Annotated in this window: 23 protein-coding genes; 20 read left to right on the forward strand and 3 right to left on the reverse strand. The window is 61.2% G+C overall.

Going from position 1 to position 20427, the window contains the following annotated elements:
• Positions 1–15 precede the first annotated feature (15 nt).
• The 9 genes from KW838_RS15700 (at position 16) to KW838_RS15740 (ending at position 9333) form a co-directional block, all read left to right on the forward strand.
• Positions 16–903: an acyl-CoA dehydrogenase family protein gene (locus KW838_RS15700; protein ID WP_218501581.1), complete on the forward strand. Its 888-nt coding sequence runs from the start codon at positions 16–18 to the stop codon at positions 901–903.
• A 155-nt stretch (positions 904–1058) separates the two neighbouring features.
• The gene (locus tag KW838_RS15705) at positions 1059–2153 is read left to right on the forward strand and encodes a serine hydrolase (protein WP_218501583.1); all 1095 of its coding nucleotides are present in this window, start codon (positions 1059–1061) and stop codon (positions 2151–2153) included.
• Positions 2150–2473 carry a hypothetical protein gene (locus tag KW838_RS15710; RefSeq protein WP_007996069.1) on the forward strand — a complete coding sequence of 108 codons (324 nt, stop codon included), beginning with the start codon at positions 2150–2152 and terminating at the stop codon, positions 2471–2473. The genes KW838_RS15705 and KW838_RS15710 overlap by 4 nt, the downstream gene beginning before the upstream one ends.
• 153 nt (positions 2474–2626) lie before the next feature.
• A complete protein-coding gene (locus KW838_RS15715; RefSeq protein WP_218501588.1) occupies positions 2627–3802 on the forward strand; it encodes a M20 aminoacylase family protein in 1176 nt (391 codons plus the stop codon).
• Positions 3803–3884: 82 nt separating this feature from the next.
• A complete protein-coding gene (locus KW838_RS15720; RefSeq protein ID WP_218501590.1) occupies positions 3885–5195 on the forward strand; it encodes a citrate-proton symporter in 1311 nt (436 codons plus the stop codon).
• Complete coding sequence (locus tag KW838_RS15725; protein ID WP_256358866.1) at positions 5192–6640, forward strand: amidase; 1449 nt, start codon at positions 5192–5194, stop codon at positions 6638–6640. The genes KW838_RS15720 and KW838_RS15725 overlap by 4 nt, the downstream gene beginning before the upstream one ends.
• Positions 6641–6709: 69 nt before the next feature.
• Complete coding sequence (locus KW838_RS15730) at positions 6710–7480, forward strand: IclR family transcriptional regulator (RefSeq protein ID WP_008000154.1); 771 nt, start codon at positions 6710–6712, stop codon at positions 7478–7480.
• 103 nt (positions 7481–7583) lie between these two features.
• The gene (locus KW838_RS15735; RefSeq protein WP_102701047.1) at positions 7584–8174 is read left to right on the forward strand and encodes a YceI family protein; all 591 of its coding nucleotides are present in this window, start codon (positions 7584–7586) and stop codon (positions 8172–8174) included.
• Between the two features lies 1 nt (position 8175).
• Positions 8176–9333 (forward strand): phosphatidylserine/phosphatidylglycerophosphate/cardiolipin synthase family protein, encoded by a 1158-nt coding sequence (locus KW838_RS15740; RefSeq protein ID WP_116580190.1) that lies wholly within the window; start codon positions 8176–8178, stop codon positions 9331–9333.
• 141 nt (positions 9334–9474) lie between these two features.
• Here the strand turns inward: KW838_RS15740 and bglX are convergent, their stop codons facing one another.
• A complete protein-coding gene (gene bglX, locus KW838_RS15745; RefSeq protein ID WP_218501592.1) occupies positions 9475–11766 on the reverse strand; it encodes a beta-glucosidase BglX in 2292 nt (763 codons plus the stop codon).
• Positions 11767–12028: 262 nt separating this feature from the next.
• Here bglX and KW838_RS15750 point away from each other — a divergent pair, with 262 nt between their 5' ends.
• From KW838_RS15750 to KW838_RS15770, 5 genes are all read left to right on the forward strand, one after another.
• Positions 12029–12634, forward strand: coding sequence for a LemA family protein (locus tag KW838_RS15750; protein ID WP_007976733.1), 606 nt, complete (start codon positions 12029–12031; stop codon positions 12632–12634).
• 126 nt (positions 12635–12760) lie between these two features.
• On the forward strand, positions 12761–13516 hold the full coding sequence (locus KW838_RS15755) for a YgcG family protein (protein ID WP_218501595.1): 756 nt from the start codon (positions 12761–12763) through the stop codon (positions 13514–13516).
• Positions 13517–13544: 28 nt separating this feature from the next.
• A complete protein-coding gene (locus KW838_RS15760; protein WP_102702800.1) occupies positions 13545–14162 on the forward strand; it encodes a TPM domain-containing protein in 618 nt (205 codons plus the stop codon).
• A 129-nt stretch (positions 14163–14291) separates the two neighbouring features.
• The gene (locus KW838_RS15765; RefSeq protein ID WP_102702801.1) at positions 14292–14594 is read left to right on the forward strand and encodes a helix-turn-helix domain-containing protein; all 303 of its coding nucleotides are present in this window, start codon (positions 14292–14294) and stop codon (positions 14592–14594) included.
• Complete coding sequence (locus KW838_RS15770) at positions 14581–14937, forward strand: putative holin (RefSeq protein ID WP_218501596.1); 357 nt, start codon at positions 14581–14583, stop codon at positions 14935–14937. Before KW838_RS15765 ends, KW838_RS15770 begins: the two co-directional genes overlap by 14 nt.
• Positions 14938–14997: 60 nt before the next feature.
• On the opposite strand, the gene KW838_RS15775 is transcribed toward KW838_RS15770, so the two are convergent.
• Positions 14998–15423 (reverse strand): helix-turn-helix domain-containing protein, encoded by a 426-nt coding sequence (locus KW838_RS15775; protein ID WP_218501598.1) that lies wholly within the window; start codon positions 15421–15423, stop codon positions 14998–15000.
• Between the two features lie 300 nt (positions 15424–15723).
• Here KW838_RS15775 and KW838_RS15780 point away from each other — a divergent pair, with 300 nt between their 5' ends.
• From KW838_RS15780 to KW838_RS15790, 3 genes are all read left to right on the forward strand, one after another.
• Positions 15724–16002 (forward strand): ogr/Delta-like zinc finger family protein, encoded by a 279-nt coding sequence (locus tag KW838_RS15780; RefSeq protein WP_102702803.1) that lies wholly within the window; start codon positions 15724–15726, stop codon positions 16000–16002.
• 2 nt (positions 16003–16004) lie between these two features.
• A complete protein-coding gene (locus KW838_RS15785; protein ID WP_218501599.1) occupies positions 16005–16367 on the forward strand; it encodes a hypothetical protein in 363 nt (120 codons plus the stop codon).
• Between the two features lie 131 nt (positions 16368–16498).
• On the forward strand, positions 16499–17713 hold the full coding sequence (locus KW838_RS15790) for an SAM-dependent methyltransferase (RefSeq protein WP_218501600.1): 1215 nt from the start codon (positions 16499–16501) through the stop codon (positions 17711–17713).
• Here KW838_RS15790 and KW838_RS15795 read toward each other — a convergent pair.
• Entirely contained in the window at positions 17704–18681 is a 978-nt protein-coding gene (locus KW838_RS15795; protein ID WP_218501601.1) for a DMT family transporter, read from the reverse strand. The two genes, KW838_RS15790 and KW838_RS15795, sit on opposite strands and share 10 nt — an antisense overlap.
• Positions 18682–18903: 222 nt before the next feature.
• Here KW838_RS15795 and KW838_RS15800 point away from each other — a divergent pair, with 222 nt between their 5' ends.
• From KW838_RS15800 to KW838_RS15810, 3 genes are all read left to right on the forward strand, one after another.
• Positions 18904–19485, forward strand: coding sequence for a DJ-1/PfpI family protein (locus KW838_RS15800; protein ID WP_102699034.1), 582 nt, complete (start codon positions 18904–18906; stop codon positions 19483–19485).
• A gap of 14 nt (positions 19486–19499) precedes the next feature.
• Positions 19500–19805: a ribbon-helix-helix domain-containing protein gene (locus KW838_RS15805; protein WP_095966236.1), complete on the forward strand. Its 306-nt coding sequence runs from the start codon at positions 19500–19502 to the stop codon at positions 19803–19805.
• A gap of 164 nt (positions 19806–19969) precedes the next feature.
• Positions 19970–20314 (forward strand): YegP family protein, encoded by a 345-nt coding sequence (locus KW838_RS15810; RefSeq protein WP_218501603.1) that lies wholly within the window; start codon positions 19970–19972, stop codon positions 20312–20314.
• Positions 20315–20427: the final 113 nt, after the last annotated feature.

The following is a 20427-nucleotide window of genomic DNA, read 5'->3' on the forward strand; positions in this document are numbered from 1 at the left end:
CACGAGGAGCCTCTTATGCCCTGGCAAACCCTGTTGAACCGCCGTGATCGCTTGCCCGCCAACCCGGACCTGGCCGAAGGTTTCGCGACTTTGTTGCAGCAGTTGGGCACGGTCACGCCGTTTGAATTGGCCGTGCTGGGCGGGCGGCGGATGGCGACGCCGGGGCTGGCGTTTCTGGTGGGGTATCAAGCGGCATTGCGCATGCTCTGGCCGAGCGCGCCACTGAGCCTCGGCGCGCTGTGCGCCACCGAACAGCGCAGCTTGCGCCCGGCCGACATGCAAACCCGCCTGAGCGGTTTGCGTCTGAGCGGACGCAAGGATTTCGTCACCGCCGGCAATGCCGCCGACTGGCTGCTGGTGGCGGCACGCAGCGAGGAGCCCGGCACTGACCCGCGCTTGAGCCTGGCGGTTATCTATCGCGATGAGCCGGGCGTGCGGGTGGAAAAACTGGCGCCGATCCCGTTGATGCCGGACATCAGCCACGGCCGGTTGTTTCTGGATAATGCCTTGTGCGAATTGCTCGCCGGGGACGGCTGGGATGCGTACGTCAAACCGTTCCGCACGCTGGAAGACATCTATGTACTGAGTGCCATGACGGCGTGGCTGCATGGGGTCGGTCAGGACTGTGCCTGGCCGCAATCCTTGCAGTTGCGTCTGCTGGGGCTGTTGGCAGGGTGCGCGGAAACCAGCCGCCAGCCACCGACCAGTCTGGCCGGGCATGTGGTGCTTGGCGGGTTGTTCGCGCAGTTTGACGCGCTCAAGACTGAGGTGAACGAGGCATTGGCCGGTGGGCCGCCGGAGTGGGCGGCGATGTGGCAGCGCGATCAAGCGGTGATGGATCTGGCGGCGGGGGCCCGGGGGAAGAGGTTGGCCAAGGCACTTTCCGGATATTCACTGGATTGACCGGCCCCTTCGCGAGCAGGCTCGCTCCCACATTGGAAATGCATTCCCCTGTGGGAGCGAGCCTGCTCGCGAAGACAGCCTCAACAGCAACACAAATCCAGGAACTGTCATCAACCTCGACTAGGCTCGGCAAGTTCAATCTCCGAGCCCCCGCCATGCCCAAAGGTTTGTCCCTGATTGTCCTGCTGTTGCTCAGTTTCACGGCCCAGGCCGAGTACTGGCCCGCCGAGCAATGGCCGACCGCCCCGACGCCGGCCGGCCCGGCGCTTCAAGCGTTGGAGGCCTACACCTTTCCGTCCCGCGATGACAGCACTCGCCAGGGCATTCGCACCGATGCCTTGCTGGTGATCCGCGACGGCCAGTTGCTCTACGAACGCTATGCCGGCCCGACGACGGCCGAGACGCCGCACCTGACCTGGTCGATCAGCAAGAGCCTGATGGCCGCCGTCCTCGGCGTGGCCTATGGCGAAGGCTTGTTCAAACTCGGTGACCCGGTGGCGAAGTTTTATCCGCCCCTGCAAAAGCATCCCGACATGACCATGGCCGACCTGCTGCACTGGGCCTCAGGCCTGGACTGGCAAGAAGATTACGAGTACGCCCCGCTGAAATCTTCGGTGGTGGCCATGCTCTACACCCGCGGGCACCACGACATGGCCGCGTTCACTGCGGCCCATGCTGCGTACGCCGCGCCGGGGCAGGCGTTTCGCTACTCCAGCGGCGACAGCAACCTGTTGTCCGCCGCGCTGAAAACCATCGTCGGCCCCGACCGCTATCCCGACTATCCATGGACTGCTGTGTTCGAACCGCTGGGCATTCGCCACGCCGTGTGGGAAACCGATGCCGCCGGCACGTTCGTCGCGTCGTCCTATGCCTACCTGACGGCACGGGATCTGGCCCGGGTCGGACTGTTGATGGCCCGCGAGGGGCGCTGGGGAGACAGGCAGCTGCTGCCCAAGGACTGGGTGGCGTTCAACCGCGAGCCGTTCGCTCACTATCACGCCCGGCAAGACGATGCCGTCCCCGGCGGCCAGTGGTGGCTCAATCGAGCGGTTGAGGACGCGGCACAACCCTGGCCCGATGCCCCCGCCGATACTTTTGCTGCACTGGGGCATTGGGGGCAGGGGATGTATGTGATCCCCAGTGAACAGCTGGTGATCGTCCGCTACGGCGATGACCGCGACGGCAGTTACCGCCACAACGAATTGCTCAGGCTCGCGCTCAAGGCCTTTGCCGGGAGGGTGCAGCCATGAGCGGTTTCATTCGCCGTCGACCGGTCAGTTCGCTATTGCTGATTGCGCTGATCGCCCTGCTCGGCTGGATCTGGCACGAGCGTGAGGCGCTGTGGGCGTTCCCCGACATCATCAGCGCCTACACCGCCAAGGAATACTGTTCGTGCCGCTACGTGATGGGTAACGATACCCAGTACTGCCACGGCTATGTAAAGCAATGGCTGCCCACCAGTGGCTTTGTCGATGACCCGAGCGCCAAGCGCGTAACGGTCAGCGGCATGGGCCGCAGTAACAGCGCCGTGTGGATCGGCGAGCGCCAGGGCTGTCGCTTGCAGCCCTGATATCCCTTCAGGTTCCACTCTGTGGAACCACATTCGATTGTCCTGGCGCGCGACTCGCGGTTATCTGGCGGTGAGCGCGACCTGCCTTTGACGTGTCGCGAAATCACTGCGAACAACAAGAACGGGACTACACCCGGCCCGAGGACAATCGTCATGACCCGATATCAGCACATCCTTGCCTGGCTCAACGACGTGGCCAGCGATCTGCACGCCACCCGCCAGGACATCCACGCCCACCCGGAACTCGGCTTCGAGGAAAACCGCACCTCGGCGCTGGTGGCCAAATCCCTGGCGGATTGGGGCTACGAGGTGCACACCGGCATCGGCAAGACCGGTGTAGTCGGCGTGCTGCGTAATGGCAGTAGCCCGCGCAGCCTCGGTTTGCGGGCGGACATGGATGCGCTGCCGATCATCGAGAACACCGGCGTAACCTACAGCAGCCAGCATCAGGGTTGCATGCACGCCTGTGGGCATGACGGCCACACCACGATGTTGCTGGGCGCGGCGCGCTACCTGGCGGCGACACGCCAGTTCGACGGCACCCTGACGTTGATTTTCCAGCCTGCCGAAGAGGGCCAGGGCGGTGCCGAAGCGATGCTTGCCGATGGCCTGCTCGAACGTTTCCCCTGCGATGCGCTGTTCGGCATGCACAACATGCCGGGGCTACCCGCCGGCCATTTGGGTTTTCGTGAGGGGCCGATGATGGCCTCGCAGGATTTGCTTAACGTGACCATCGAAGGTGTCGGCGGCCACGGTTCGATGCCGCATCTGGCGGTCGATCCGCTGGTGGCGGCGGCCAGCGTGGTCATGGCCCTGCAGACCGTGGTCGCGCGCAACATCGATGCGCAACAGGCGGCGGTGGTCACGGTGGGCGCGTTGCAGGCGGGGGAGGCGGCCAACGTCATTCCACAACAGGCGATCCTGCGCCTGAGCTTGCGGGCACTGAATGCCCAAGTGCGCGAGCAGACCCTCGAACGCGTGCGCGCAATCATCGAATCCCAGGCCCGGAGTTTCGGTTGCAGTTCGCGCATCGAACATCGTCCGGCCTACCCGGTGCTGGTCAACCATGCAGCCGAAACCGAATTCGCCAGGCAAGTCGGCGTTGATCTGGTCGGTGCCAATGCGGTCGATGGCAATACCCCCAAACTCATGGGCAGCGAAGACTTCGCCTGGATGCTGCAACGTTGCCCCGGCGCCTACCTGTTCATCGGCAATGGCGTGTCGCGGCCGATGGTCCACAACCCCGCGTATGACTTCAACGACGACATCCTGCTGACCGGTGCCGCGTACTGGGGCGCACTGACCGAGAGCTGGCTCAAACCGGCCTGATTTCCTCACTTTCTACTGCCGCCGGACCGGGTGCGCGCTGGCGTGCCCGCCGTTACCCAACAGGTTTTTGGAGAGTTCCCCCATGCAGACTTCGAGCACCGGCGTTTCGCGCACCCGGCAGGTGGTCGCCGCGGTTATCGGCAACGCGCTGGAATGGTATGACTTCATCGTTTACGGCTTTCTGGCCAGCATCATCGCCCGGCAGTTTTTCCCCTCTGACGACGAATACGCCTCCTTGCTGATGGCCCTGGCGACTTTCGGCGTCGGCTTCTTCATGCGTCCGGTGGGCGGCATCCTGCTGGGGATGTATTCGGACCGCAAAGGGCGCAAGGCGGCGATGCAGATGATCATTCGCCTGATGACTGTCTCCATCGCACTGATTGCGTTTGCACCGAACTACGCCGCTATCGGCATGGGTGCGCCACTGTTGATCGTGGTTGCGCGGATGCTGCAAGGCTTCGCCACAGGCGGCGAATACGCCAGCGCCACGGCGTTCCTGGTGGAAAGCGCACCGGCGCACCGCAAGGGCTTGTACGGCTCGTGGCAATTGGTCGGGCAATGCCTGGCGGTGTTCTCCGGGGCGGCGATGGTCGCATTGTTCACCCACCTGCTGTCCCCTGAGGCACTGGAGAGCTGGGGCTGGCGGATTCCGTTTGTGCTGGGTTTGCTGATCGGCCCGGTCGGGCTGTGGATTCGCAAGCACATGGAGGAACCGGAGGAGTTTCTCGAAGCACGCAAACAGGCCAAAGGCGCGAGCCCAAGCCTGATGCAAGTGCTCCGCGAACACAGGCGCAGCATTCTGGTGTCCATGGGCCTGGCCTGTGGCGCGACCGTGTCGTTCTACGTGGTGCTGGTGAACATGCCAACCTTTGCCCACAAGAATCTCGGCCTGCCGCTGGATCAGGTGTTGCTGGTGCAAATGCTCGCGGTGGCGCTGATGACCGTGATCATTCCGTTGTCTGGCGCACTGTCGGACCGACTCGGCCGGCGCCCGGTGTTGATGGCCTTCACCCTGGCGTTTTTCCTGATGGTTTATCCCTTGTACGTGTGGGTGGCGGCGGCGCCATCGGTGGAGCGTTTGCTGGTGATGCAACTGTTGCTGTGCAGTGCGATCGGCGGTTTCTTCGGCCCGGCTCCGACCGCGCTGGCCGAGCAGTTCCCCATCGAAGTGCGTTCCACCGGTGTGTCGGTGGCTTACAACGTCGCCGTCATGGTCTTCGGCGGGTTCGCGCCGCTGATCGTCACTTGGCTGAGCAAGGTCCTGGCGACTCCGGTGGCGCCATCGTTCTACGTGTTGTTCGCCTGCTTGCTGACGTTGCTCGGCACCTACTGCATGCAAGAAGCACCACGGGCAAAAAGATCCGTTGAACTCAATCTTGGGGTGAAACCTTGAGCAGCAATCCGATTGTTGAAATGGACGCCGATGCGCTGTCCCGGGCCATTCATGGGCGGCAGGTGTCCTGTCGCGAGGTGATGCAGGCGTATCTGGCGCAGATCGAACGCTTCAATCCACAGGTCAATGCGCTGGTGTCCCTGCGCCCGGCCGAGGCATTACTGGCAGAGGCCGACGAGTGTGATCGCCAACTCGACCGGGGCCAGTCCCGAGGCTGGATGCACGGCATGCCGCAGGCGGTCAAAGACCTGGCGGCCACCGCCGGTTTGCGCACCACGATGGGCTCACCGCTGTTCGCCGAGCAGGTTCCGCAATACGACGCCATCAGCGTGGCGCGGGTGCGCGACTGCGGGGCGATCATCATCGGCAAGAGCAACGTCCCGGAATTCGGCCTCGGCTCGCAAACCTACAACAGCGTGTTCGGCACCACCACCAACGCCTACGATCCGACCTTGATTGCCGGTGGCAGCAGTGGCGGGGCGGCGGTGGCGCTGGCGTTGCGCATGCTGCCGGTGGCCGACGGCAGCGACATGATGGGGTCGCTGCGCAATCCGGCGGCGTTCAACAACGTCTATGGATTGCGTCCGTCCCAGGGGCGTGTGCCGTTCGGGCCCGGACCTGAGATGTTCGTCCAGCAACTGGCCACCGAAGGACCGATGGGCCGCACGGTCACCGATGTTGCCCGTTTGCTTAGCACCCAGGCCGGGTACGATCCGCGCGTGCCGTTGTCGCTGACTGAAGGTCCGGGGATATTTCACCAGTCGTTGCAGCAGGATTTCAGGGACGTGCGGCTCGGCTGGCTGGGGGACTACAACGGCTACCTGCCGATGGAGCCCGGCGTCATGAGCCTGTGTGAATCGGCGTTGCAGGACTTCGCCGCACTGGGTTGCAAGGTCGAGGCCTGCCAGCCGGATTTCTCAATGGAGCGCCTGTGGCAAACCTGGCTGGTGCATCGCCACTGGCTGGTGCAAGGCAGCCTCGGCGGGTTGTATGCCGATGCGCAAAAACGCGAACACCTCAAACCCGAAGCCCGATGGGAAGTCGAGGGCGGGTTGCGTCTGACGGCGGCGGATGTCTATCAGGCCTCGGTCAGTCGCAGCGAGTGGTATCGAGCGCTGAACGAATTGTTCGATCGTTACGACTTCCTGTTGTTGCCCACCGCCCAAGTGTTTCCTTTTGATGCACAAACCCCTTGGCCGCGCGTTGTTGGCGGGCACGCCATGGACACCTACCACCGCTGGATGGAAGTGGTGATCGGGCCGACCCTGGCCGGGTTGCCGAGCATGAGTGTGCCGGTGGGATTCAACCCCGCCGGACTGCCGATGGGCCTGCAAATCATGGGGCGGGCCCAGGCTGACCTTGCGGTTTTACAACTGGCGTATGCCCATGAGCAGTTGACTCAATGGGTCAAGCGCTGCCCGCCCGGTTGTCTGCAAAATGCATGAGCCCAGCGGACAGGCCCGCATTTTGCTGCGCAAAGTGATCATCCATCTGCGCTTAGGGAGATCGAACCTATGGAGAGCAAGGCAGAAACCGGTAGCGTGCGTTCCGTCGAGCGCGCCCTGGCGATTGTCGAGTTGCTGGGTGAGCATCAGGCTTTGGGGCTGGAGGAGTTGCACTACCTGACGAGCCTGCCCAAGGCCACGGTGTCGCGCATGTTGCTGACCTTGCAGGAGCAGGGCTGGATCTATCGCGGCCTGAGCGACCGGCGTTATCGCTTGTGCGCCAAGCGCCTGTTTGGTGACAGTCAGCAGCGCTTCAAGCGGCGTCTGGTGGAAAACGCCGCGCCGCTGTTGCTGGCGTTGAGTGAGCGCACCGGGTTGGTGGCGGACCTGTCGTGCTTTGACGGCGAGCGAATCGAAGTCATGGAAAGCGCGATCCCCACGGTGCTGCGCAAGCGATACCCGAACAACTGCCAGATCGTCGGCCAGCACGCCAGCCTGTTCCATTCGGCCATGGGGCGGGCCTGCCTTGGCGAGCTGGACAGCCATGAAGTGGAGCGTCTGGCCAGCCGTGAGCGAATGACGGACGAGTCCCTGTTCAGCACCACTGAGCAGGCATTGCATCAAGGCTTCGGCCAGCGCACCGAGGGTTACTGGGAGTATCCGGTGCGCCTGCCGTTCCTGATTCGCGCGGTGGCCCTGCCGATCCGCACCGATGGCCGCCTGGTCGGCAGCATGGCGCTGCACTGGCCGATGGATCAGGCGCCGGTGGAGCGAGTACTCAACCTGCACCTCAACAGCCTGGCCACGACCATTGGCGATGTGCAGCAGGCGATGGCCTGATTTGGAACTTGTGGTGGTTTAGAGACTCAAGGCAACACATTTCTTGCAACCTGTGGCAGGCCGGTTAAGGTTCAGCACAGGTTTCTCTGCCTTACGAGTCTCTATGTTCAAGCGCTCCGCCCTCCGATCCCTCGTTTTTCTGCTGCTGACCGGTGCTGCATTGTCGGCCCGCGCCGACTGGTACCTCGATGGCGAATCTTCACGCCTGTCATTTGTCAGCACCAAAAACGCCAATGTTTCCGAAGTGCAGCGCTTTCTGGTGTTGCACGGCAAGGTCGATCCCCAGGGGCTGGCGCAGGTGGAAGTCGAACTGGAGTCGATCAACAGCGGCGTCCCGTTGCGCGATGAGCGCATGCGCAAGGAGCTGTTCCAGGTCGAGCGGTTCCCCGACGCCTTGATCACCACGAAAATCGATCTGCGCCCGATCAACGACCTCGCCCCCGGCGCACAGCTGGAATTGCGCCTGCCACTGACCGTCGACCTGCATGGCAAGCAACACGAATACAACGCACAGTTGCTGGCGACCCGTCTCGATGACCGGCGCTTCCAGGTGGTGACCCTCGAACCGCTGGTGATCAACGCCGAGGATTTCGATCTGGCACCTGGCCTGGAAACGTTGCGCAAAATGGCCGGCCTCTCGGCCATCAGTCTTTCGGTGCCGGTGGGTGCGGTGCTGATTTTCACGGCGCGTTGACATGGCCGGAGCGATTTTTCCCTGGCGTGAAGGCAACCACTTCGAACTGCTGATCGATGGCCCGCAGTTTTTTCCGCGCATGCTGGTGGCGATTGCCCGGGCGGAAGAACAGGTGGAGCTGGAGCTGTATCTGGTGGAGGCGGGTGCTTGCGCCGAAGCCATGGTCCAGGCCTTGGTGCAGGCCGCCGAGCGCGGTGTGCGGGTGCGCTGCCTGTTCGATGATTACGGCAGCCTCGCCTTCACCCTGGCCTTGCGCCAGCGACTGATGGCCGCCGGGGTGGAGCTGCGTTTCTACAATCGCCTGAGCTGGCGGCGCTGGGTCGGCAACTTCTACCGCGACCACCGTAAATTGTTGCTGGTGGACCAGAGCCTGGCCGTGGTCGGCGGCACAGGCGTCACCGATGAGTTCTGGACGCCGGGCGAAGACGTCAGCGAATGGCACGAAGTGATGGTGGAAATCACCGGCCCGCTGGTGCTCGATTGGCAGCTGCTGTTCGATCGTCAGTGGATCGCCAACCGCCATCGTCGCGCCTGGCGGCCGGCCTCGCATTTCGGCTTGCCGCGGTTACCCCGTGTACCGTCCAGTGGCGAGGGCATGGGCCGGGTGGCCTATGCCGACGCCCGTCAACACCGGGACATTCTGCAATCGCTGGTGCGCGCCCTGAACAGCGGTCAACGACGGATCTGGCTGGCCACGCCGTACTTTCTGCCGACCTGGAAAGTCCGTCGTTCCCTGCGCCGGGCGGCTGCCCGCGGCGTGGATGTGCGCTTGCTGCTCACCGGCCCGCGTACCGATCACCCCTCCGTGCGCTATGCCGGGCATCGCTACTACCCGCGACTGCTCAAGGCCGGGGTGAAAATCTACGAATACCAGCCGTGTTTCCTGCACCTGAAAATGGTCCTGATCGATGATTGGGTGAGCATCGGTTCGTGCAACTTCGATCACTGGAACCTGCGCTTCAACCTGGAAGCCAACCTGGAAGCACTGGACCCCGGATTGACCCGAGCGGTAGCGGCGAGTTTCGAACGGGACTTCGGGTTGAGCGAGCAAGTCAGCCTGGAAGAATGGAAGCGCCGACCACTGTGGAAACGGGTCAAGCAGCGGGTGTGGGGATGGGTGGATCGGGTGGTGGTGAATCTGCTGGATCGGCGCGGTTGATCCCAAACTTTCAAACACCCTGAAACCACTGTGGGAGCGAGCTTGCTCGCGATGGCGGCCTGACAGTCAACAATGATGTTGAATGTTATGGCCTCATCGCGAGCAAGCTCGCTCCCACAGGGTTATGCGGTGTTTGATTAATTACAACAACTCAAAACTCTGCTGCGTCACGTCCTCTGAATCCAGGCCGATCTGCACGTTGAACTTGCCCGGCTCCGCCGCGTACTTGAGTTGGGTGTTGTAGAACTTCAGGTCATCCTCGGTGATGGTGAAGTGCACGACCTTCTGCTCGCCGGCCTTGATCATCACCTTCTGGAAGTTCTTCAGTTCCTTGATCGGGCGGATCATCGAGCCTGCCACGTCCTGGATGTACAACTGCACCACGGTTTCGCCGTCGCGCTTGCCGGTGTTTTTCACCGTGACACTGGCGTCGAGCTTGCCGGTCTTGTTCAGCGTGGTCGACGACAGCGCCATGTCGCTCAGGCTGAACTCGGTGTAGCTCAGGCCATAGCCGAACGGGTACAGGGGACCTGTGGTGTCATCGAAGTACTGCGAGGTGTAGTTGCCCGGCTTGCCCGGGGTGAACGGCCGGCCAATGGTCAGGTGGTTGTAGTAGGTCGGAATCTGGCCGACCGAACGCGGGATGCTGATCGGCAGTTTGCCCGACGGGTTGTAGTCGCCGAACAGCACGTCGGCGATGGCGTTGCCGCCTTCGGTGCCGGTGAACCAGGTTTCGAGGATCGCGTCAGCCTGTTCTTTCTCCTCGAGGATCGTCAGCGGGCGGCCGTTCATCAACACCAGCACCAGCGGTTTACCGGTAGCTTTCAGGGCACGGATCAGCTCGCGCTGGTTTTCCGGGATGTTCAGGTCGGTGCGGCTCGACGATTCGTGGGACATGCCACGGGATTCGCCAACGGCGGCAACGACGACATCCGCATCCTTGGCCGCTTTCACCGCTTCGTCGATCAGCACATTCGCCGGGCGCGGGTCATCCACCACTTCCGGGGCGTCGAAGTTGAGGAAGTTCAGGTAGCCGAGGATTTTCGGGTCGCTGGTGATGTTGGCGCCACGGGCGTAGATCAGCGTCGATTTATCGCCCAGGGCGTTGGTCATGCCGTCGAACAGGGTGACGGACTGCGCAGGCCTGCCCGCGGCGGCCCAGCTGCCCATCATGTCGATGGGCGCCTTGGCCAGCGGACCGACCAGCGCGATTTTCGCGGTCTTCTTCAGTGGCAAGGTGTCATTCTGGTTTTTCAGCAGTACCTGGCTGCGGCGTGCCACGTCACGGGCCTCGGCGCGGTGCAGGCGGCTGTCGGCGTAGGTGTCGGCCGGATCGTCCTCGGCCTTGCCGATGCGCAGGTACGGGTCCTTGAACAGGCCCATGTCGTACTTGGCGTCGAGCACCGCACGCACGGCGTTGTCGATGTCGCTCTGCTGGATCTCGCCGGACTTCAGCAGCCCTGGCAGCTCTTTGCCGTACAGGGTGTCGTTCATGCTCATGTGGATGCCGGCCTTGATCGCCAGCTTCGCCGCTTCGCGACCGTCGGCGGCAACGCCGTGCTTGATCAGCTCGAAAATCGCCCCGTGGTCGCTCACGGCCAGGCCCTTGAAGCCCCACTCCTTGCGCAGCAGGTCGTTCATCAGCCAGGTGTTGGCGGTGGCCGGCACGCCGTTGACTGAGTTCAGCGCGACCATGACCCCGCCAGCGCCGGCATCGATGGCGGCGCGGTACGGTGGCAGGTAGTCCTGGTACATCTTGACCGGGCTCATGTCGACGATGTTGTAGTCGCGGCCACCCTCGACCGCGCCGTACAGGGCGAAGTGCTTGACGCTGGCCATGATGCTATCGGCCGCGTTCGCGCCAGTACCCTGGAACGCCTTGACCATCACGCCGGCAATGCGCGACACCAGGTAGGTGTCTTCGCCGAAGCCTTCGGAGGTGCGGCCCCAGCGCGGGTCGCGGGAGATGTCGACCATCGGCGCGAAGGTGATGTCGAGGCTGTCAGCCGCGGCTTCCTTGGCGGCGATGCGCCCGGACAGGCCGATGGCATCCATGTCCCAGCTCGAAGCCAGGGCCAGCGGGATCGGGAAAATGGTGCGGTGGCCGTGGATCACGTCGTAGGCGAAGAACATCGGGATCTTCAGGCGGCTGCGCATGGCGGCGTCCTGCATCGGCCGGTTTTCCGGACGGGTGATCGAGTTGAACGTACCGCCGATGTTGCCTGCCGCGATTTCCTTGCGGATCATTTCGCGAGGCATTTCCGGACCGATGCTGATCAGGCGCAACTGGCCGATTTTTTCATCGAGGGTCATTTGCTTCATCAGGTTGCTGACGAAGGCTTCCTTGTTCTCCAGGGGTGCGGGCGTCGTGGCGGCCAATACGTTATGACTGGCCAGGCTGACGAACAGGCCCAGCAAACACAGCTTCTTCATGAATAGTTTTCTCAAGGGCCCAAACGGCGATATGCACGCCGGCCAGCCAAAATTTAGGGAGCGTCTATTGTTGTTCGGGTGCCGGCTCAAAAAACCAGAGCCAAAAAACGACAGCCAGGTGGCGGATGCGTTTTTGCGCAGGGCCTCTTTTTAGCCCATCGGCCCGTTGCAATCCAGAGGCGCGGGCGATTATGCCCCAAGAGCCGGCCCAGAAGGTTTCACGGTCGGTTTTTTCATGAATGTACAAGGGAGCGACATCCTGATGAATGCAAGTCCAACCTACCGCTCGCGTTTGCAGGTCGTCACGCTGCTCATGCTGGCCACGTTGCTGACCGCCTGCGGCATCAACAACATCCCGACCCTCGACGAACAGGCCAAGGCCGCCTGGGGCCAGGTGCAGAACCAGTATCAGCGGCGCGCCGACCTGATTCCCAACCTGGTGGAAACGGTCAAGGGCTACGCGAAACATGAAGAAGAGACACTGACCGCGGTCATTGAGGCCCGGGCCAAGGCCACGTCGATCCAGGTGGATGCCTCGACCCTCGACAACCCGGAAAAACTCAAGCAGTACCAACAGGCCCAGGATCAGCTCAGCGGCGCCTTGAGCCGTTTGATGGTGGTCTCCGAGCGTTATCCGGACCTCAAGGCCAACCAGAATTTCCTCGCCCTGCAATCGCAGCTCGAAGGCACCGAGAACCGCATCAGCGTGGCCCGGCGCGATTTCATCCTCGCGGTGCAGAAATACAACACCGAGATCCGCACCTTCCCCGGTCGCCTGTGGCACACGGTGATGTACAGCGACCTGCCGGTGCGTGAGACCTTCGAAGCCACGCCGGGCTCGGAAAAGGCCCCGGAAGTCAAATTCTGAAGCAGCCTGTAGGAGCTGCCGAAGGCTGCGATCTTTTGCCGTTGATTTTTTCGCGAGCGCCAAAGGTCAAAGATCGCAGCCTGCGGCAGCTCCTACAGACCAGGTTTGGAATGGAAGAGGTAGCCAATGCGCGTGTTGAAAGCGGGCCTGATGCTGTTGTTGTGGGTGGTGGCGATCACGGCCCGGGCCGAACTGAGTTTTCCGGCGCTGACCGGGCGCGTGGTCGACAACGCGCAGATGATCGAGCCTGTGGTGCGCGAGCAGCTCAACCAACAGCTTCAGGCCCATGAACAGGCCACCGGCGAGCAGCTTGTGGTCGTGACGTTGCCGGACCTGCAGGGCACCGACATCGCCGACTTCGGTTACCAGCTCGGCCGCCACTGGGGGATCGGGCAGAAAGACAAGAACAACGGCGCCCTGTTGATCATCGCCCGGAACGAGCGCCGGTTGCGTATCGAAGTCGGCTATGGCCTGGAGGATCGCCTGACCGATGCCCAGAGTTCAGTGATCATCAACCAGGTCATCACCCCGGCATTCAAGACCGGCAACTTCAGTAAAGGCATCAGTGACGGCGTGGCGGCGATGCTGGTGGTGCTGGGCGGCAACCCCTTGGACGAACCCTCCACGGCGTATGAATCCAGAGGCGATCCGGGGGACGATTTCGTCTCGCGGCATCCCGGGTTGCTGGTGTTTTTGGTGATGCTGTTCATCCTGACTGTTTTTGTGTGTCAGATGCTCGGTATCCTTCCCGCCGGCCGGGGTGGCTCCGGAGGATCCGGGGGCGGCTTTGGCGGTGGTGGATTTGGCGGCGGCGGTGGAGGTGGAGGCTTCAGCGGCGGTGGAGGCAGTTTCGGCGGGGGCGGTTCGTCCGGCGGCTGGTGATAATAAAAATGAGCAGGCAATTCACGACATGGCATTACTGACTGAACACGAACAACGCAAAGTCGCCGAGGCAATCGCCCGGGTCGAGCGCGACACCGACGCAGAACTGGTGACCGTGCTCGCGGCCCGCGCCGACGACTATGCGTACATCCCGTTACTGTGGGCCAGCCTGCTGGCGCTGCTGGGGCCGGGCATCGTGCATTACCTCACCGGTTGGCTGACCCTGCACAGCCTGCTGCTGGTGCAATGGGCCATCTTCATCGTCCTGTGCCTGGTGTTTCGTCTGCCGAAAGTCACTACCCATCTGGTCCCGCGCTCGGTGCGTCACTGGCGCGCCTCGAACCTGGCGCGCCGGCAGTTCCTGGAGCAGAACCTGCACCACACCGAAGGCAGCACCGGTGTACTGATTTTCGTCTCCGAAGCCGAGCGTTATGTGGAGATTCTGGTGGATGAAGGCATCTCCAGTCGCCTGGACAACAAGAACTGGGATGCCATCGTCGCCACCTTCACCCAACAGGTGAAGCAGGGGCAGACGTTGCAGGGTTTTGTCAGCTGCATCGAAGCCTGCGGCGAGCTGCTCAAGGTGCACGTGCCCGTGACCCATGTACGCAATGAACTGCCGAACCGCTTGGTGGTACTCGGCTAACTCCTCCCTGGCATTGTGTAGCGCTCGCCGCTACAACTCCCGTCAATTGTCCGGGTTCGGCCTTGTCGTCAGTATTTCTCTCCAACAGTGGACGCCCAGTGACGGGCGTTCCCGCGAAGAGGGATTCTTATGGCAACCCGACAATCGATTGACTCTTTGGCACGTGCAGCCAATGGCGCTGGGGGAAGCAAGCCCAAGGCGAAACTGACGGCGAAAGAAACGCAAATCCTGATGTGGTGTTTCAAGGGCAAAACTTCCTGGGAAATCGCCCGGATCGAGAATTGCACGGAATCAACGGTCAATTTTCACTTCGCCAATATTCGCCGAAAGTTCGACGTCAGCTCTCGCACTTGCGCATTGCTCAAAGCGATCGAGTCGGGCGCGATCATCGTGGACTCGGTCGTTGCGCGAGGTGCGCATGAGCCTGACTGATTCGGCCTACAACGGCATCAATGGCCTCATGTTGGGAATGGGGATTGCAACGCTGCCAGTGGTCAATGGCGAGGTACTGTTCGGTGCGATGCTCGGCGCGTGGCTGGTCACCACCACTCGCACCAGCTTCAAGGCCTGGCAGCGCATCGCTTCCTGGTTACTGTCCGCGGGTGTCGGTTACCTCTTTACGCCTGTCGCACATCCGCTGGCGCCATTTCTGACAGAAGGTGTAACGGCCTTTCTTTGCGCACTGATCGTTATTCCCATCAGCATCAAACTCATGCAATGGATCGATGGTGCCGGTATCGGCGACATCATTCGACACCTGAGAGGGCGAAGATGAGAGGCCGTGAATGGGGTTGCATTGATATCCGGGACGGGCGTTTTTTGAAGCCACAGTTCATCAGGTTTCATTCGAAGGTTTGAGTGTTGCCAGGATGGTGGCCATTTCGGAAAGCCTGAGTTCCATATCACGCAGTCGTTGCTTTTCCTCGAGTGCGTTTTGTATGGCGCCGCGGTCTTTTTCGTCGAGCAACCGCCAGAGCGCGAGAATGGTGTTTTCCCGTGTTGTGTTTTCCTGAGCAGTCTCCGAAGTATCAGTAATTGTTTGCCTCAAAATCGGCCCTTCGCCCAGTAACAGCCAGTCAAGGGATATTCCCCGGGCTTGCGCGATTTCTACGCATAATGAGTAAGGTGTGCTGTCGCGGCCTCGCCAGCTACTAAGGGTTTGCGGACTGATCTGTAGCGCGGAAGATAAAGAAGCATCGGTTTTTGTACCGGTAACTTGCTTTAGACGAGCCAGAACAGCTTGTGATTTTTTGCTACGCAATTTGAGCCGCTTCCTTTTGACATATGCTTTTTGAGTGCCTAATTTATGCGTAATGAGTACTTTTTTTCTTGTAAGTAATCAATCATCAAAGATGAGTCAGAAGAATACGATGTCGAAACTTCCTAATGGTATCAGGGGGATTTCCTACGAGCATGGCTCGACCCCATTACGCGTCTGCCCGATGCAGTTCCTTATGCCTGGCAGACACTGTTCGCAAGCCCGGAACGCCGCGATGAACGCCTCAAGCAGTATTGCGTTTGATCAGGTTGATTGCCACCCAATGACCCTCGGGATTCAAGTATGAGTACTTATAAAATGGTGTGCCCGCACTGCTTGAGCCGGATGCGCATCCGCACCAGCGAAGGCCGTCATATTTTCCTGCGGGTGGCGTATCTGCAATGCACGTCCGAAGCTTGTGGTTGGTCCGTACGTGCCGAATTTGAAATGACCCATGAGCTTTCGCCCAGCGGCATGCCCAATCCGGCCGTACGCCTGCCTTGCGCCGGACCCGATTTGCGCCGTGCCTCCCGGCCTGTTGCCGTCAGTCCTGACACGACACAAGTGCCGCAGGAGACTTGAGCATGAAGGTTACCGATGAAAATGCAGGTCTGAATGAGGAGTTATTGGCTATTGCCCAGGCGTTTCTGCGGCGTCATGAAAGTGAAGGGGGGATCGATGATCAAGTCCAGTTTTGTCGCGCGGTGAAGCATCTGCAGAATATGGATGTACCGATGTTCCTGGCCGAAAGGCTGGTCAGCCGTGCCTATGGCGTACTCAAGTCGTGCAACGACCGTCGGCGCCTGGACATCGATGCAAGTTCCGAAACGGTCGCCGTGGTGACTGACCCTGTCAATGGCCTGACCTGGGCGGTGCCAGTGGGACTGATCGTCAAACACATCATTAATTCACCGGGCAATCGCAAGCTTCGCCTGGTGGAACCCTGAGGCTTCAACGGTTTATCGAGGTCCTGGGCTGCGTGACTGGGACCTGCCACAAAATAACCCCGTGCCCAAAGTCCTCGTCCCCCTTAAAATACCGGCATTCTCCGATTTGCATCGCCTGAGGCCGTTTTTCCATGTCCGTCACCGCCACTCCCGCCAGCCTCGCGCCGGATCATCACGCCCAGTTCATCGAGCTGCTGCAAGCCAGCCTCGAGCACAATGCGTTCATCAAACTGGTGCTGGCCAAGTACGCGGGCGATGAAACGGATCTGCAGCGGATCATCATCAAGCCGGTGACGGTCAAGGCGCAGCCTTGCCTGTCTTTCGTCTATCGCTACAAGACCCGCGATATCACCAAGAACCTGCCGCTGGCCGAAGGCGTGGCGAGCATTGCCGGGTTGCTGCCGGCGTCGTTCAAAAATGCGCATTTGTTGTCGTTGACCGACGAAGCCCAGCTCGAATACAGCAAAAAGGGCAAGTCATCGCTGTTCAAGAGCAAACCTCAACAATTGCGCGAAGTGCCATCGGCCGAGCACAACCGTGAGAAAAACCGCTTTCTTGACCTGAGCCGGCCGTTTCTCGCCGACCTGGGGGTGACCAACAAGCAGCATGAACTGATCCCGGCGATGTCGCGCAAGTGGAAGCAGATCAACAAGTTCATCGAAGTGTTCAGCCATGCACTGACCTCGTCACCCCTGGCCCTGGACAAACCGGTGCGTGTGGCGGATTTCGGTTCGGGCAAGGGTTACCTGACCTTCGCCATCCACGATTACCTGCGAAATACCTTGAAAGCTGAAGGCGAAGTGACCGGTGTCGAGCTGCGTGAAGACATGGTCACCCTGTGCAACACCGCAGCCGCCAGGCTTGAGCACCCCGGCCTGGTGTTCAAGTGCGGAGACGTGCGCAGCGTGGCGCCGAGCGAGCTGGACGTGATGATCGCCCTGCATGCCTGCGATATCGCCACAGACTATGCGATCCACACCGGTATCCGTTCCGGCGCGTCGATCATCATGTGCTCGCCGTGCTGCCACAAACAGATCCGCCTGCAAATCCAGAGCCCGGCGCTGCTCAAGCCGATGCTGCAATACGGCTTGCACCTGGGTCAGCAGGCGGAGATGGTCACCGACAGTTTGCGCGCGTTGTTCCTGGAGGCCTGCGGCTACGAGACCAAGGTGTTCGAGTTCATCTCGCTGGACCACACCAACAAGAACAAGATGATCCTGGCGGTCAAGCGCGCCGAGCCGGTGGAACCGGCCCAGCTATTGGCGAAGATTCAGGAGCTGAAGGAGTTCTACCACATCAGCGAGCATTGCCTGGAAACGTTGCTGCGCGCTGACGGTTACCTTTGATCCTGTGGGAGCGAGCTTGCTCGCGATGGCGGATTTACAGTCGACAAATGTGTTGAATGTGATGTCCCCATCGCGAGCAAGCTCGCTCCCACATTATTGGGTCTGACCGCTGTCTTGCGCCCCAGCATCACCGTCACAATGACCCCGGCGGCAAACAGCCAGGTAATCGGCTCCACTTGTTCACCGAAGAACAACGCCGAAAAGGCGATGGTGAAGAAGATCTGCAGCAGCTGAATCTGGCTGACCCGGGCAATGCCGCCCATGGCCAGCCCGGCGTACCAGGCGAAGAAGCCGATGAACTGCGAAAACAGCGAGACATAACCGAAGGCCCACCAGGTCTTGGCGGAAATTCCGCCCTGGTGTTGCAGCGCCAGATACACCACCGGGCCGATCAATAGCGGCGTCGACAGCACCAGCGCCCAGCAGATCACCTGCCAGCCGCCCATCTCCCTGGCCAGTCGGCCTCCCTCGGCGTAGCCCAGTCCGCCCGCGGCAATGGCGCCAAGCATCAGCAGGTCACCGGCCTGAATGCTGCCGGCACCGCTGATCAGCGCATAACCGAGCACCAGCGCACTGCCCAATGCGGCGCAGGCCCAGAACGCTTTCGAAGGCCGTTCATGGGACAGCCACGCGGCGTACAGCGCCACGCACAGCGGCTGCAAACCATTGACCAGCGCGCCGTGGGACGCCGGCAAGGTTTGCATGGCCCAGGCCGACAGCACCGGGAAACCGAGGATCACCCCGGCCATCACCAGCGTCAGGCCTTTGACCTGTTTCCAGGTCGGCCATTTTTCCCGGTGCCACAGCAACAGCAACGCCGCCGGAACGGCCGCAAACAGCGCCCGGCCCAGGCCGTTGAGCAGCGGGTGGAGTTCCTGCACGACGATCCGCGTGAAGGGCAGGGTGAGGCTGAAGATCACAACGCCGAGCAGGCCCAAGGCCATGCCGGTGTTTTCGCGCGAGGACATGATGGCAACCAGAATATGGGGTGATGGGGTAAGGCTCCATAAAGCCATAAACCATGGGTTTCCGCTGTTACAGCTAGGCACAGACTTATCCGTACAGTTTGCGGGCTTGCTCGCGAAGAACGATAACGCGGTCCATCAGGTAGTAGCCGGTTGTTACCCGCCCCTCCGGATAAGGACTACCTTGAATACTCCTGCACGCCCACTTCCAGAGGAGTCCTCCCCATGGCTGCGAAAAAAATTCTGATGCTGGTTGGTGATTACGTCGAAGACTATGAGGTGATGGTGCCGTTCCAGGCGCTGCTGATGGTCGGCCACACGGTGCACGCCGTTTGCCCGGACAAAACCGCCGGCCAGACCGTGCGCACGGCGATCCATGACTTTGAAGGCGACCAGACCTATAGCGAAAAGCCCGGTCACCTGTTTGCCCTCAACTTCGATTTCGCCAAGGTCAACGCCGCCGATTATGACGCCGTGCTGATTCCGGGCGGCCGTGCGCCGGAGTACCTGCGCCTGAACGAAAAGGTCCTGGAACTGGTGCGGGCATTCGACAAGGCCGGCAAACCGATCGCCGCCGTGTGCCATGGCGCGCAGTTGCTGGCGGCAGCGGGTATTCTCGAAGGCCGCGAATGCAGCGCTTATCCGGCCTGCGCTCCGGAAGTGCGCCTGGCGGGCGGTACCTATATCGACATTCCGGTGACGGACGGCCATGTTCAAGGCAATCTGGCTACGGCGCCGGCCTGGCCTGCGCACCCGAGCTGGCTGGCCGGTTTCCTGGGGTTGCTGGGTACCAAAATCACGCTGTAACGAGGGACATGTCCATGTGCGAGCTGTACGTCAAAGCCGACCCGATTCTCTACGAATCGCGCTCCCGCTCGCTGCGCATCTGCGGGGTGGTCACCACCCTGCGGCTGGAGAATCAGTTTTGGGACATCCTCAGCGAAATCGCCGAGGTCGACGGCATGACCACCAATCAGTTGATCGCCAAGCTGTATGAAGAGGTGATGGACTATCGCGGCGAGGTGGTCAATTTCGCTTCGTTCCTGCGGGTCAGTTGTACGCGGTATCTGAGCCAGCGGCGGACGCAGTCTCCGGAGTTGTCGGTGGTGCGGGCAGTGGTGAAGTAGTCAAAACTGCGTCGACTCCTTCGCGAGCAAGCCCGCTCCCACAGGTTCAATGTGATCCCTGTGGGAGCGGGCTTGCTCGCGAAGGGGCCGGTACAGGCGACAGAAACACCTGGCTGGTCTTTACTGTGAAGCGCACAACCTCTCAATCGCCAAGGAGAAACAGCATGTCCGGATGGTATGAAGTGAGCAAAAGCAGCAATGGCCAGTTCAGGTTTGTCCTCAAGGCGGCCAACGCCGAGACCATTCTGACCAGCGAGCTGTACACCACCCACGCCGCCGCCGACAAAGGCATCGCCTCGGTCCAGGCCAACAGCCCGCTGGATGAGCGCTACGAGAAAAAAACCACCAAGGATGGCCATCCGTATTTCAATCTCAAGGCGGGTAACCACGAGGTCATCGGCAGCAGTGAGACCTATTCCTCCGATGCCGCCATGGAGAAAGGCATCGCCAGCGTGAAGGCCAACGGCCCGAGCAAGGTGGTCAAGGACAAGACGTTGCCGGTGCTTTGATCACTACTTTCAAATCCAGTACAAATCCTGTGGGAGCGAGCTTGCTCGCGATGGCGGTCTGACAGTCAACATCTGTGTTGAATGTAATGGCCTCATCGCGAGCAAGCTCGCTC

The sequence above is a fragment of the Pseudomonas sp. PDM27 genome, from assembly GCF_019219205.1.
Taxonomy (GTDB): domain Bacteria; phylum Pseudomonadota; class Gammaproteobacteria; order Pseudomonadales; family Pseudomonadaceae; genus Aquipseudomonas; species Aquipseudomonas laurylsulfatiphila.